Annotated in this window: 11 protein-coding genes; 9 read left to right on the top strand and 2 right to left on the bottom strand. The window is 45.6% G+C overall.

All coding sequences use genetic code 11. From position 1 onward, the window contains the following. Positions 1-354 precede the first annotated feature (354 nt). The 5 genes from PHU20_RS11790 (at position 355) to PHU20_RS11770 (ending at position 6,812) form a co-directional block, all read left to right on the top strand. Positions 355-1,347 (top strand): N-formylglutamate amidohydrolase, encoded by a 993-nt coding sequence (locus PHU20_RS11790; protein ID WP_274825571.1) that lies wholly within the window; start codon positions 355-357, stop codon positions 1,345-1,347. Positions 1,348-1,371: 24 nt separating this feature from the next. Continuing rightward, entirely contained in the window at positions 1,372-2,742 is a 1,371-nt protein-coding gene (locus PHU20_RS11785) for a M14 family metallopeptidase (protein WP_274825570.1), read from the top strand. Between the two features lie 466 nt (positions 2,743-3,208). Beyond that, complete coding sequence (locus tag PHU20_RS11780) at positions 3,209-4,363, top strand: iron-containing alcohol dehydrogenase (RefSeq protein WP_274825569.1); 1,155 nt, start codon at positions 3,209-3,211, stop codon at positions 4,361-4,363. Between the two features lie 529 nt (positions 4,364-4,892). After that, the gene (locus tag PHU20_RS11775; protein ID WP_274825568.1) at positions 4,893-5,417 is read left to right on the top strand and encodes a sigma-70 family RNA polymerase sigma factor; all 525 of its coding nucleotides are present in this window, start codon (positions 4,893-4,895) and stop codon (positions 5,415-5,417) included. Between the two features lie 354 nt (positions 5,418-5,771). Further along, positions 5,772-6,812: a zinc-dependent alcohol dehydrogenase family protein gene (locus PHU20_RS11770; RefSeq protein ID WP_274825567.1), complete on the top strand. Its 1,041-nt coding sequence runs from the start codon at positions 5,772-5,774 to the stop codon at positions 6,810-6,812. Between the two features lie 154 nt (positions 6,813-6,966). Here the strand turns inward: PHU20_RS11770 and PHU20_RS11765 are convergent, their stop codons facing one another. Together PHU20_RS11765 and PHU20_RS11760 are read right to left on the bottom strand one after the other, a co-directional pair. After that, positions 6,967-8,361, bottom strand: coding sequence for a hypothetical protein (locus tag PHU20_RS11765; protein WP_274825566.1), 1,395 nt, complete (start codon positions 8,359-8,361; stop codon positions 6,967-6,969). A gap of 48 nt (positions 8,362-8,409) precedes the next feature. Beyond that, entirely contained in the window at positions 8,410-9,147 is a 738-nt protein-coding gene (locus PHU20_RS11760; protein WP_274825565.1) for a beta-ketoacyl-ACP reductase, read from the bottom strand. Between the two features lie 384 nt (positions 9,148-9,531). On the opposite strand from PHU20_RS11760, the gene PHU20_RS11755 reads away from it, so the two are divergent. The 4 genes from PHU20_RS11755 to PHU20_RS11740 are packed head-to-tail and all read left to right on the top strand — an operon-like array spanning position 9,532 to position 15,457. Continuing rightward, a complete protein-coding gene (locus PHU20_RS11755; protein ID WP_274825564.1) occupies positions 9,532-11,043 on the top strand; it encodes a sodium:solute symporter family transporter in 1,512 nt (503 codons plus the stop codon). Between the two features lie 37 nt (positions 11,044-11,080). Continuing rightward, entirely contained in the window at positions 11,081-11,983 is a 903-nt protein-coding gene (locus tag PHU20_RS11750) for an alpha/beta fold hydrolase (RefSeq protein WP_274825563.1), read from the top strand. A 25-nt stretch (positions 11,984-12,008) separates the two neighbouring features. After that, positions 12,009-14,450: a TonB-dependent receptor gene (locus tag PHU20_RS11745; protein WP_274825562.1), complete on the top strand. Its 2,442-nt coding sequence runs from the start codon at positions 12,009-12,011 to the stop codon at positions 14,448-14,450. A 20-nt stretch (positions 14,451-14,470) separates the two neighbouring features. Further along, entirely contained in the window at positions 14,471-15,457 is a 987-nt protein-coding gene (locus PHU20_RS11740; protein WP_274825561.1) for a 3-oxoacyl-ACP synthase III family protein, read from the top strand. Positions 15,458-15,462: the final 5 nt, after the last annotated feature.

Raw genomic sequence — 15,462 nt, 5'->3', positions numbered from 1 at the left:
GAACCACTGATTGACAGGGGAACCCGACTGCACCCTATGCAACCCTTAAGATAATTTCCACCACCAAAACGCAAAATGTACCTTCTCTGACAACACCTCAAGGACACCAATATAGGTCATCTACGCCCTAGGGCGATCTTGATACCATCGTTGGTCATATGGACCATTCGATAATCTGTAATCAAGACCTGTAAAAATTACATAAAACCAAAAAAAAGGACTGAAATATTCAAGGAGAAGCAATCATTTCAAAGAAATACCCCTTGGATTCGGAAGGCTAAGGAAAAGGTTTATTTTTACAGGATATGGCCTGTAACGGGCCACAAACGAGCATAAATCACTTAAATCCCCCTCATGAAAAAAAACCAGGTATCCTTTATAAAAGTGCCGCTTTTAAAGACCATTGCAAAACGATTCAACACTAAAAATGGAGCTCTATTTTTACTTGCGCTCACCGCTCTTTTACAAGTGCAGTGTGGTAGTACGAAGAGAATCGCCGAGAAGAAAGACCAATCCGATAGCCAGGGGATACCGGCATTAGTAGATGAAGCTTGGCTAGAAGCGACCCAAGGGAATATGCCCCTGGTCATCAGTGTTCCCCATGGCGGCAGTATAAAACCTACCGAAATCCCCGACCGTACCTGTGGTGCCAGGGTTGCCGATAACAATACGGGATTATTGGCGTACGACATCAGCGATGCACTGGAACAACAGGGCAAAAAACCGTTTTTAATCGTCTCACAAATAGCGAGGACCAAGATCGATCTGAATCGCGATAGGGAAGAAGCCACTTGTGGTAATGCCGTAATGAACGATACCTGGGACCAATACCATAAATATATTGAAGAAGCAATTTCCGAAGCGGTGGAAAAATATGGTTATGCCCTATACATCGATCTTCATGGGCAAAGCCATAAGGTAAAAAGATTGGAATTGGGCTATCTGTTACGTAAACCCGATTTAGAAAAAAACAGGAACAATAACGGGATTGACCCTGAATTGGATGCCAAATCATCGCTCCGCAATCTATTGAAACTCACCAAGGACCAAACCTTAAAAGAACTGCTGATCGGGGAAAACGCCTTGGGCACCCTATTCGAAGCCAACGGATACCCGGCCGTACCCAGCTTAGGGGACCCCTACCCCCAAGAGGATGAAGCCTATTTTACCGGAGGTTATAACACGAGACGTTATACTTCCTATGACAGCCCCCAAGTATTTGGATTGCAGATCGAAGCGAATTTCACGGGGATTCGGGATTCGGAAGAAAACCGAAAAAAATTCGCAAAGGCATTCGCTTCGACCATCAATGATTATTTAGGTTTCGTAGCATCAGCAATGAAATAAATTCAATGCCTAACCAGAGTTCCCATGATCGTACATCCATTCAATAGCGGAAATGCCAACCCCAACCAAGGGTCTTACTTGATCCCATGGGGAAATCCGAATAAAAATATACTCCAAGCCATGAAGAAAACCCTATGCTTATTTTTCCTGTCCGGTTTGTCCATTATGCATGGGCAGGAGCAAAAATACCAAGGCCAACCTCCGATAAAAATCATTGCGACCGATTCCAAACCGGTACAAAAACAATGGAAGGGGAAATTCAACTTCCCCGACCATAACGTAACCTTTTCCAATGAATTTGAAGGGGCAAGGTTGAACGGGATCACCCAAAACAACGATAGCACCTATACAGCACTGATCACTTCAGAAAACACCCCTATAAATATTAGTCCGTGGTACGCTTTTAAAGTTTGGGCGAAGAAAAAAGAGACCATCGATTTGTTTTTAACCTACCAGCAATCCATAAAACACAGGTATTACCCTAAACTGAGCAAGGACGGCATTCATTGGTCTGCATTGGACTCCAGTCGCTACAAGGCCTATGAAAAAGGCGATAAGGCATTTGGTAGTGGTTCCTTACCTCTAAAAGTAAAGTTGACATTGGAAGTGGGCCCCGATACGTTATGGGTTGCCGGACAGGAGTTACAGAATTCACCCCTCGTCAATAGCTGGATGGACAGTTTAACGCAAAGAAAATATATTACCAAAAGCACCATTGGTAAGAGTACGGAAGGCAGAAACCTGAACATGATCAGTGTGGGCAACACCGACTCCAAAAACATGATCATGATCATTTCGCGCCAGCACCCCCCTGAGGTAACCGGCTATCTGGCCATGAAAGCATTTGTGGAGACCATTTCATCAGATTCCAAACTGGCCAGAAGATTCAGGAAGAAATTCGCCACCTATGTGGTTCCGTTAATGAACCCGGATGGGGTTGACAACGGTTTTTGGAGGCATAATGCAGGGGGCATTGACCTGAATCGGGATTGGGCCAATTTCAATCAGCCGGAAACACGTGCCGTAAAAGGGTTTATGGAAAGTTTGGTCAAAAAAAACCATGGCAAATTCTACTTTGGCATCGATTTCCACTCCACCTGGGACGATATTTATTATACGGTAGATCCAAAATTAAAGGGGAATATGCCAAATCTGGTATCCAACTGGTTGGATAAATTGAAAGAGAATATCGATGGGTACGACCCTAACATAAGTCCTAATGATAAATTAAACCCCACCACGGTCTCACGAAATTATTTCTTTGTGGAACACGGGGCGGAGGCCTTGGTCTTTGAAGTGGGGGACAATACCCCTAGGGAATTTCTAAAAGAGAAAGCCGTAACGGGAGCCAACGAACTCATGAAGCTCATGCTCAAAGAAATCAAAAAACAATAGTTTGAGGTCTTCCTTGCTGGTGCGAATTTCCTGCTCCTGCCCACAACTGTCGCAGGTATATTGCGACCGTTATGGAGTAGCGGCATCAACCTAACGAACCGTGACCGTACCAGCAAAGGACTGAAATGGGATTTGGCGCTTTTTTCTTATCAGCCCGGAAGTGAACCACCAATTTCCAATGCTTTATGGAAGTACCGAACTAGTATTGAAAGGCACTTTTCGCTCGTTTTCCGATGAATTCCTGATACTTCTTCAGGTTGTAGGCGATCCCATCCCATTGCCCCCACCCCTACAAAAGGCATCAAAAGATTCCCTTTTGCCGATTGCGATACACGGTCCCCGATCTTATTTACATTAAATAAAAATGAAGGTATCATGATAAAAATCATGAAAAAACGATGGGATAATCGTGTTCTTCGCGTTCATTTTTGAATTAAATATCCATTGTAAACAAAAACCAAACAAGATGTTGCAGAATCGAAGGATTTATTTACCCCCACTTAGCTTAATAGGACCAGGGGCACTGAACGACCTAGGAGAAGAGTTAAAAACACTCCCTTATAAAAAAGCCCTTTTTGTTACGGACAAAATATTGGTACAAATAGGAGTTGCCCAAAAAGTGTTGGACGTTATCGCGGCTTCCAATATTGAAGTGGTCATTTTTGACGATGTCAATCCGAACCCAACCGTTAAAAATGTCAATGATGGTCTAAAGTTATTGCAAGACAACGCCTGCGACTTTATTTTAACACTCGGTGGTGGTTCTCCCCAAGATTGCGGTAAAGCAATCGGTATTCTTGCCACGAACGGCGGTAATATAGAAGATTACGAGGGCATACACCTATCAAAACACCCATCGTTACCCATTATTGCCATTAATACCACGGCAGGTACGGCAAGCGAAGTAACGATCAATTATGTCATTACCGATCAGAAGCGCCAAATAAAAATGGTAATGGTAGACAAAAACTGTTTGGTATCGATCGCTGTTAACGACCCTGAATTAATGATGGGAAAACCAGCTGCATTAACGGCCGCCACGGGAATGGACGCCTTAACGCACGCCATAGAAACCTATGTGACCAAAGGGGCTTTCGGGTGGTCGGATGCCTTAGCCCTTGAAGCCATAAAATTGATTTCCCAAAGCTTGGAAAAAGCCGTTGTAGATGGTAATGACCTGGAAGCCAGAAGTAAGATGGCGTGGGGGCAATTTATAGCGGGGCAGGCCTTTTCCAATGCCGGATTGGGATATGTGCACTCCATGGCCCATCAATTGGGAGGCATGTACGATATGCCCCATGGTGTGGCAAATGCGATTTTATTACCGCATGTGGAGCAGTTCAATATACCTGCCTGTGCGCATAAATTAAAGAAAGTGGCGCGGGCCATGGGCATCGGTGTGCTTGAAATGAGTGATACCCAGGGGGCCAATGCTGCCATTGAAGCCATAAAGGCCCTATCAAAATCAGTAGGCATCCCTTCCGGTTTAAGGGAACTGGGTGTCAAGGAAAAAGATTTTGAAGCAATGGCCAAAAATGCACTTGCCGATGTATGTACGGGAGGAAACCCAAGAGCAGTGACCTTGGAAGACACCATAGCGCTTTATAAAGCCGCTATGTAGTGCTTCGAAAAATAGCGCATGCTTTATGCCCCGATACCAATTGGGGTACGGCGTTTAAAAACCACCTTGTCTAAAGGTGGTTTTTTTTTGGGTCATGTATTAACTGCATTGGCGATGGTGGGCGTACGGCCAACCTTTAAGCGGATCGGTGCCCCGATCTGGTCGCCGCTCCCTATATTTTCCATTTTGAGGTTCCAATACCCCCCTAGCGGGAGCAACTCCTTACCCCTAGCCCTTTGGTGCCCCAGAAAAACAGGCCGTCACAAGTGCCGGCTTTATTTCTTGGGCGAAGTAAAAAAAATGGGGTTTTTCCGTATCCTTTTGGCCATTTATGGGTCTACCTAATGAACCATAAAATCATACACCCATGAATACATGTACATGCACCGACTGTGATTGCACCAAATGCAATTGCGGCAATTGTTCAACAAACAACTGTCCTTGTGACCCATGCGAATGTGATAAATGTGATTGTTGTTAAACCCCATAAAGGTTGGCCCAAAAAGCCGACCTTTTGTTATTTTTACCTATGGAAACTCAAGATTTATGGGATAATTTACAGGGAGAATTGTATTTTTTCATCCTTAAAAGCGTAAAGGACAAAAACGCTGCCAACGATATTTTCCAGAATACCTTTTTGAAAATACACAAACACCTCCCCCAATTAAAAAAAGAGGATAAAGCCAAGGCTTGGGCCTATCAGATCGCCCGGAACGAAATAGCGGACCATCTGGCCAAGGCGTCCCGCTATGTGCCCCTATGGGACAATGAAGAAACCACCCCGCAACAAGATGCGGACCCCTGTTGTTTCGACAGGTTCATCAACGGGTTGCCCCACCCCTACAAAGAGGTCATAACCCTTGTTTATATCAAAGGCCAAAAACAAAAGGAAGCTGCACAAACCCTGGGCATAAGTCTGGAAAACGTAAAAATAAGGATACGGCGGGCCAAGGATATCCTAAAGAAAAACTTCAAAGAGTGCTGTAAATTCGAACTCGATGAAAAGGGCCGTTTAAAAGGGGAACCCAACTGTACCGTTTGTAATACCGAATAGGACCCCCTACCCATTTTACAATGAAAAACCGGTGACATAGGACACCGGCTCCCCTTGTAAACCAACTAAATTAATTGAAACATAAAACGGTCTAAAAGTAACCTTTGGATATTGCTTACAGGTTAATTTAATATGATTTTATCATCATTATGGGCCATCGGATACAAAATCCGTAATCAATCCTTATTTCTGTAACCAAGGTTACTTTAAATCCCTTGTCATAGCATTACCTTCTTGGTCTAAATCGGGAATCCTTTTTCTTTCGGGTTTTCCGAGTACTCCATGACCACGACCAAAACGATTGGAATCAACGGCACTGACCTTTAGTATTGGAACAAATTAAATACTATTTATATGAAAGCGTTAGTATACCATGGCGAACACCATATCGCCTTAGAAGAAAGGCCAAAGCCCAAAATCCTAAAACCTACCGATGTCATCGTTAAAGTCGTAAAAACGACCATTTGCGGTACCGACCTGGGGATCTACAAGGGAAAAAATCCCGAGATCGAGAGCGGAAGGATCCTCGGCCATGAAGGGGTGGGTATCATCGAGGAAGTGGGGAGCAGCGTTTCCCAATTCAAGGTCGGTGACAAAGTCATCATATCGTGCATTACCTCTTGCGGGTCTTGTGAATACTGTAAAAAACAGATGTATGCCCATTGTAAGGACGGTGGTTGGATCCTAGGGTATATGATCGATGGGGTACAAGCGGAATATGTACGTATACCACATGCCGATAATAGCTTGCATAGGATCCCGGACACCATTGATGATGAAGTGGCCGTCTTATTGAGCGATATCTTGCCGACCGGACATGAGATCGGGGTGCAATATGGCCAGGTAAAGCCCGGGGATGAAATTGCCATCGTAGGTGCCGGACCTGTGGGCATGTCCGCCCTCTTGACCGCACAGTTTTATTCCCCTTCCAAGATCATCATGATCGATTTGGACGATAACCGTCTTAAAATGGCGCTCGAACTGGGTGCGACCCATACCATCAATTCCGGGGAGCACAATGTGGAAACGGCCATCAAAGAGATCGTAGGGGAAGAAGGGGTAGATGTGGCCATAGAGGCCGTAGGATACCCGGCCACTTGGAACATCTGCCAAAAAATCGTGAAGCCGGGAGGCCATTTGGCCAATGTGGGGGTACACGGTCAAAAGGTGGACTTTGAAATCGAAAAACTTTGGATCAAGAACCTTACCATTACCACCGGATTGGTGAATACCAATACCACCCCCATGCTTTTAAAGGCAGCCAGCACGGGTAAACTACCATTGAAAAAAATGATCACCCACCATTTTAAGCTCAGCGAACTGGAACATGCCTATGGGGTATTTTTGAACGGGGCCAAGGAAAAAGCCCTGAAAATAATCATTACGAACGAATAGACGGTCTATTTTTTATTTTGACAGGGGCGATCCATTTCCATTTTTGAAGTTGGGTCGCCCTATTTTGTTTTCGCTTTAACATAAGTGGATATGGCCTTCGGCCCGAATGGCATGGACTAAGGGTTTGGGAAGATAACACCCCTAAAACCTCGGATTATTTGGACCTATTGAGCGACGCTTCCAAGAGGTGCATCACCCTTTCCGATGGCTCCACCTGGTAGGTGGTACGCATCCTATCGATCTCTTTTCGAATACCGTTCCAGAATTTAGCTTCGGTAATATTCCCCTCTTTATGGTTGGCCAAGGCCAAAAACCATTTGAAATACGGAAAAGAGACGTAATTCTTCAGAAACTGTGCCTCCCGGTCCAGGAGATTGTACTTCTTGATGGCTTTTTTTGCCTTTGCGTACTCCCCAAGGTGGACAAGGGTCTCAATATAGGTCCTGAAAAATTTATTCCAGTTGTGTTCCAAAATGTCCTTCCCGTACATGGCCAGCCTATTCTCGGCATATTGTCGCGCACTTTGATACTGGCCATTGTCGTTGTAACACTTCATCAACGATGAAATGAACAAGGTCCTGTAGTACTTATTGGACATTTGCCTAACAAAAGGGCGTGCCGCTATCAAAAGGCTCAGGGCCTCTTTGGGCCTTCCCAATTTCAATAGGTTGAAACAATAATTGTTGAGGTACATGATGTAATCGTTGCCTTGTTCGCTCACCGACAACTTGCCATAATAGAGCGCCAGATCATACTGATGCAACTTCATTAAAATAAGCTGCTTGTTGCCGTAATAATTGAGCAGTAACTTTTTGGAATAGTAGGTGCCGTCTTTCAATTGGGCCTCCAGGTCTTGGTAATACCCCAGCACTTCCTCTAACGAATCGTTTTTGAGCAGGGCCACATAGCTCAATAAAATAAGCGTTTGATAGCGATTATACCCATCTAGGCCGGTATCGGCCCAAAGCCGGGTAAGCCACGATATCCATTTGACGGAATTCTGGGAAACCATCAAATTGTGATAATCGGTAACGATATCGACGGTAGCCTGGGTCATGCGGTTGCTCACCTCTTTAGACCGGGCATAATCATCATGGTAATCATGGATGAATTTATGGATGAGCTCATAGTCGTTGAGCCTTACCCGTACCAACAAGAACATCAGATAGTTCTTTACGACTTCATAAAACCGTAAAAAATGGAAATGGTGCGGCTCATAGTGTTTGATCAGCTGCAGAAGTTCTTTTTCCTCATCGGAGGAGATGGTATCGGTCTTAATTCGGATATCGAAGTAATTGAGCCTCTCATAATACCCATCGGTACAAAAACCATCCAACTTCGTCTGCATCCAGTTCATCAAATGCGAATACTTGCGCTTATCGATGGTAGGGTCGTAATCCTTTAACGGCACCCCGTGGCGAACATTATGGTAGAGCGTATTGAAAATATGGTTCCTATCATCGTCTTGAAACTGTTTTACACGATTTAGGAGCATGACCTCGTGGGGCAGCAATGTGGCTACATAGGTTTGGAATTTTTTTAATTTCATCGTTATCTTCCCATTCTTTTCATACCGCCCACGAATCCCGAAAGGCGATCAGATCACCAATCCGCCATCGACACTCAGGACCGTGCCATTTACAAAGTTCGATTCGTCCGAAGCCAAAAACAAATAGGCATTTGCAATATCTTCCGGACTCCCCATTCTTCCCAAAGGGGTGCGCTCTTCCAGGTTCTTGATTACTTTTTCGGGTATGGTACCCACCATCTCGGTAGCGATAAAACCCGGGGCAACGGCATTTACACAAATGCCCTTTCTACCCAGTTCCCGTGCCCAAACCTTGCTCATTCCGATAACCCCCGACTTGGTCGCCACGTAATTGCTCTGCCCAAAATTTCCGTAGAGACCTACGATGGATGCGGCATTTACGATTTTACCGCTTCCTGCCAAGACCATATGCTCGGCAATGGCCTGAGTACAATTAAAGACCCCGGTAAGGTTTACGTCCAAAACCAACTGCCACTGTTCGGGCGTCATCTTTTTCAAGGTGGCATCGCGGGTGATGCCCGCATTATTGATAAGCACATCAATACGCTTATGGGTAGCCATGAGTTCCGAAATGGCATCCGCGATCGATTGCCGATCCACGGTATCCACCTTTTGAAAATGCAAGGGCCTGCCCTTGTTCCCTTTGAGCAGTTCAACGGCCGCCTTATCGTCTATATCCCAACAAACAACCGTGGCCCCTTCATCCAAGAATTTTTCCACAGTGGCTTTTCCAATCCCCCTGGCGCCACCGGTAATGATCGCTACCTTATTTTTTAATCGTTCCATGTTTTTGTTTTAAGATAAAACTAACCCATAATGGCAACCAAAATGATACCGGAATTGATTTTTATAACATTGACTTTTTTGTTTTAATGTTCTTATATTATTGTTTATTAGCTTTTTATGATTTTTATTAAGATATTGACTAATTATTTTTATTGACCCATTTTTAAAGCCGTATTCTCAAATTTAGCCATAAAAATCGCCATAAACCCAATTTTTACCTCCTAATCCGCAGAAAATCGCAAAAAAGTCCATAGGTAATTTTTTAATAGTACATGATGTTAATTCAAAAAATAAAATAATCTTTAAATGTGATATTCCCATTATTTTATTATTCGTATTGTTGAATATCCATTTATCATACGTTAATATCATCATTTATATATTATGACAGATTCGTACCAAGTAACCACTCTGATCGTACTTATTGGATTCATGTCCATCCTGTTTTACATGGTATATAAGTCAAGGGTTTCAACCGACAGCCTCGAAGTTTATGCCGTGGGCAACCGCTCTTTCTCCCCTTTGTCCGTTGCCCTGTCATTGGCCGCATCCATTACGAGTGCGGCGACGTTCATAATAAATCCGGGATTTATCGCCCTGTATGGGTTAAGTGCCTTTATTGCATTTGGGGTGGTCATGCCCTTTGCCATTTATGCGGCACTTATCATATTCATAAAGCGGTTTCGCAAGTACGGCATGGATGTTAAGTCCATCTCCATAGCCGATTGGGTAGGCAAACGTTACGATTCCCGGCCTTTAAAGATCCTTTTCGGCTTTTTAAGCATGCTCTTGATCACCTTTATCGTACTTATATGTGTCGGCATGACCAAGGTGGTTTCCAAGGCCCTGGATGCCAATGAACTTACCATTTTGATCTTGATCGTCGTGGTGGTGTTCACATATATGATGATCGGAGGGGCCAATACCATGGTCTATACCAACTCGGTGCAGGCTATCCTGATGATCATCGTGGCGGTTTTACTTTTGGGTTCGGGCAGTGATATCCTCTTTAAATCGGGCGGTGAAGGGTTTCTGTTCCAGTTGGATCAAATAGACACCTCCCTGACCGCGACCTTCAATGAACAAAGTCCGTTATTCCGCGATTTCTTTGAAGTCGTGGTCTGCAATACCTTGGTCGGCATTGCCATCGTCTGCCAGCCCCACATTCTGACCAAATCGCTATTGATCAAAAAAGACGACCAAGTAAACCGGTTCCTCCTCTATACCGTTGTGGTCTTGGTCCTTTTCTTTTCGGTGGTATTGGTAGGCTTCTATGCCCGATTGAGTTTTCCCGACCTGATGTTCAACGGTGCCCCATTGAAGATGGACGGCATTGTATCGGCCTATGTGCTCCACCGCTTTCCGGTGTATGTGGGCATTGTAGTGATCTTGGGATTATTGGCTGCCGGTTTATCCACCTTGGAAGGACTGATCCAATCGATACCGACGACCATAACCAACGATTTTATCGTCCCCATTGGTGAAATGGCCCATCTAAAAACAGCCCCCATGAAAATAAACAAAGGCGTAACCGTTATTGTGGGCATACTGGCCATCGTCCTATCTTACGATCAATTGGTGAACCCGAGTCTGAGTGTGGGCATATTTGCCCAGAACGGGGTGTATGCCTTCTTCTCTGCCGCCTTTGTTCCCGTGTTTTTTGGGATCTTTACCAAAACACGGAACAAGTGGATCCCCATTGCCGCTTCCTTGGTGGCCATCCTTACCCATTTTGGGGTCTACTATTTGGAACTTACCCCTTATATGGAAGGCATGACGATAAAAAACCCAGCCATCGCATCCGCCTTGGCCTTGATCGCATCAACCGTTACGGGACTCACCATTTACGTCATAAACCCCATGAACAAAAATGTACATGCATATGCAAGACCATAGGAAAAATAGAATCAAATCATGGCAAAAAACGTTCCTTATGTTGGCCGCCATAGCTTTTACCCTAACAGGAATGGGACAGGAAATAACTTCGAAAAAAATAGCGCTTCCGGAAGAAGGCCTCGAAATGCACTACCTACAGGCGGGGCACGGAAATACCAAATGGGTATTGATCCACGGATTGGGCAGCTATGCCAAAGCCTACACCAAACTAATGGGCGCCCTCCCCAAAGGGGTTGAAGCCTATGCCTTAGACCTTCCCGGTTTTGGGGATACCCCCAAGGGCAACCAAAAAACGACCATGGCAGCCTATGCCAAGGTGCTCGATGCCTTCGTCAGGGCATTGGATCTGGATGATGTGGTATTGATGGGACATAGTATGGGGGGACAAATCGCGATGACCGCAGCCCTGGAGAACCCGGACTGGTTAAAGGAAATGGTTTTGCTGGCCCCGGCAGGGATAGAACGGTTTACCGAGGAAGACCGCCAATGGTTGCGTACCGTGACGACCGAAGCCTTGTATTTGAACCTGACCGATGCACAGATCCGACACAACTTCAACATCAACTTTTATGGGGGACAACTTCCCAAGGAGGCCCTGTTCATGTACGAAGACCGATTGAAGATCAAACAAGACAAGGACGCCTATGCCGCGTACTGTGCCACCATTGTTGGTTGTGTACAAGACATGCTTTCCGCACCGGTATATTCCCAGTTGGAAAGGATACAAGTGCCCACCCTGGTACTTTTCGGAAAAAACGATGCCTTGATCCCCAATAGGATACTGCATCCCACCCTCACCTTGGAACAAATGATGGCAGACCTACACAAAGACCATCCAAGAATACAAAGCAAACTCTTGGACCAAGCCGGGCATTTTATCATTTGGGACCAAGCCAACGGAATCATAAAAGAAACGGAACAATTTACTCAAACTCCTTAATAGATTAACTAAATCGAATAACACAATGAAAAAATTACAGACAGTATTAGTATTGTTCTTGGGCATGGCAGGTATGCTGGCCCAAGACGTTGCAGTGACCGGTACGGTCACCGATGATGAAGGCAATCCTTTGGAGGGCGCAAGTGTGTATGTTTCAGAGATCAGCGTGGGTACGTCTACCGATGCGAATGGAAACTACGAGCTCTTATTGAAAGAAGGAAAACACATGCTACGGTTCTCCTATATCGGTTTTGCCCCAGTGGCAAGATCCATTATCCTGGGCCCTGAAGGAATGACCATAGATGTTTCTTTGCAAGCCAGCCTGCTTTTGGATGAAGTGGTCATTATATCGGGATCGAAAAAACCGGAAAAAATCACGAACTCCCCGGCAACGGTAGTCACCATTTCCCCACGACAGATCGCCGAATATGCGGGAAATCCGGCGGAGCTCTTGGCGCGTGAAAAAGGTATCGATTACTTTAGGGCCGGTATTGCCGTTCCGGCCTTCAACATCAGGGGATTCAACTCCAATTTCAATTCCAAGAACCTTCAAGTGACCGATGGCAGAAACTCCAGTTTAATTGCCACGGGACTGCCCATGGGGCCATTGACCACGACCATCAAAGAAGATATTGAACAGATAGAGGTGGTCCTGGGACCCAATGCCACCTTGTATGGCCCTAACGCACATAATGGCTTGATCAATACGATCACCAAAGACCCCAGAATATATGAGGGCACTACGATCGCCACCAACCTAGGGGTAAATAGTGACGGAAACGGGTATTATTCGGCACGACTGCGGTTCGCCAAAAAATTCAGTGATAAATGGGCCTTTAAGGCGACCGGGGAATATACGAAAGCGACCGAGTTCATCTATGCCGACTCGGTATATATAGACCGCAATGCCGATGGGATCAAGGAAGGATATCCCGAATACGACCTCGACAACGATGTGGAATTTTTCAAGACCGAAGCCAGTGCCTATTTCTCCCCTACCGAAGGAACGGATTTCATAGCGACCTACGGGCATAGCAACAGTACTTACCTATCCCCTACGAATGTGGGTAGAAACCAGATTATAGACTGGAGGATCAATTTATGGCAATTGCGCTTCAATACGCGGAATTTCTTTGCCCAGGCCTATTTCACCAATAGTAAAACAGACGATACCTACTCCATTGATGAACGTACGAAACAATATTATAGGGGTATAGATTCCGGACTGACCGAAGAAGAAGCCTCCGGGGAATATTCCTATGCCAGTGCCGCAAAATTCATCGATGATTCCAAAAGGTTCAATGCCGAGGTCCAATACTCCAACACCTTGTTCGACGATAAACTGGAACTGGTAACGGGCCTGCAATGGCAATTGGACAAAGCCAATAGCCACGGCACCTACCTCCTTGACGAAGATGAGGACGACTATATAGATGTGGCACAAATCGGGGGCTACGTACACCTCGACTATAATTTCGGCCACGGATATAGGGGGATTGCCGCCGCACGTATAGACAACCATGAGATCTACGGCACCAATTTCATTCCGAAATTAGGTCTGCTCAAGGCGTTTGACAAGGGGACATTAAGATTGACCTATGGACAGGGTATTGCGGCCCCGACCATCCTCAACCTATATGGCGACCTGTTTTCCGGATTGATCTTGGGTAATGCGGAAGGCTTTACATTGACCGATGGCAGTATGGTCGAATCCCAGGGGGTCGAAAAAGTGGACACCTATGAAATCGGGTACCGTGGCAGTTTGTCGTCAAGATTATATGGGGACTTCAACGCCTACTACAATATCAATAAAGACTTCCTTAGCCCGGTAACCGTAATCGGTGTGGCCACCCACCGCGGTGATACCCCCATTGAAGAGGTACAATCGGGATACGCCTTTTACAATGGCTTGGTCGCCACGTACATCAATTTCGGTAAAGTCAACACCTATGGGGCCGACTTTGCGCTCACCTATAGCATTTCCCCAAAATGGAACCTTACGGCGAACTATTCCTATTTTGATTACTCCTTTGATGAAGACAATATGGACAATGATTTCAACAATGACGGAGAGGTCAATTTCCTTGATTTCCTGATCAATTCCCCGACACACAAATTTGGTGCAGGCGTAAATCATAATGGCGAAAAGTTCTTTGCCTCCCTTTTTAGCCGATGGGTGGAAGAGTACAATTATTTTTCGAGCTACCAGATCGCTTCGGAAACGTTACCCGATTACACCTACCGGGGCTCGCCGATCATAGAGGATGCACCGAGCACGGATTCATATAACTACGGACCCTTAGGGGGCTTTGTAACCTTTGACCTTAACTTCGGGTATCATTTCTCCGATAGTTTCACCTTATCCTTTGCAGCGACCAATTTGTTCAATACCGAAATGAGGGAGTTCACCGCATCGCCCCCAACAGGTGGTTTATATGTACTGGAAGCAAAATTCAATCTGGATTAAATAACCTTCAATTCTTTTCGATGAGAAATGCAAAAATAATTTCCTCGGGGATGTACGTTCCCGAGGATATATATACCAATGCCTATTTTGACAGGCTATTGGGGGAAGATGTGGACAGCTGGTTGCGGACCAATGTCGAGATTTTTGAGCGAAGGTGGTGCAAAGAAGGGGAATCTACGGCCGATCTCTGTGAAAAAGCGGCCAACGCCGCCCTAAAGAACGCAGGGTTGAAAGCCATTGACCTCGACTTGCTCATTATTGCCACAGACACCCCGGAATATATTTCCCCTTCCACATCGGCCGTGGTACAGCATAGGATAGGGGCTGTAAACGCAGGGACTTTCGACCTTAATTCGGCCTGTGCCGGGTTCGTCACCGCTACCGAAACGGCGACCCATTTCATCAAAAGTGGCGGTATGGATACCGTGATGGTGATCGGGGCCTATGGCATGAGCAAATACCTGGATAAAACCGACAAAAAAACGGTAACCCTCTTTGCCGACGGGGCCGGGGCGGTCATCCTTACCGCTACCGAGGAAAAAGACAAAGGGCATCAGACAGGTAAATTGATTTCCAAAGGGGAATATGCCGACTGGATGGGTATCTATGGCGGGGGCACCAAATATCCCGTCACCCAGGAAATTTTGGCAAACAAAGACCATAAGCTGAAGTTCATAAAAAAATTCCCTCCGGAATTGAATCCGGAGATGTGGAGCCAATTGGCGAAAGGCCTTGCCACGAAAATGGGTATCGACGTTACCGATGTAGATCAATTCTTGATCACCCAAATCAATATCAATGCCATAAGGGAAACCTTGAACCTCTTAGGGGTCCCCATGAACAAGGCCTTTACCGTAATGCACCATTATGGGTATACCGGATCGGCCTGTATCCCCATAGCGTTCCATAAGGCATGGGAAGAAGGGAAAATAAAAGAAGGCGACACCCTGTTCTTTATAGGTTCGGGGGGCGGACTCGCCTTTGCAGCGAATGCTTTTATACTGTAACTTTA

The sequence above is a fragment of the Maribacter polysaccharolyticus genome (genome assembly GCF_028882255.1).
Classification (GTDB): Bacteria; Bacteroidota; Bacteroidia; order Flavobacteriales; family Flavobacteriaceae; genus Maribacter_A; species Maribacter_A polysaccharolyticus.
This window is presented reverse-complemented; position numbering and strand designations above follow the sequence as displayed.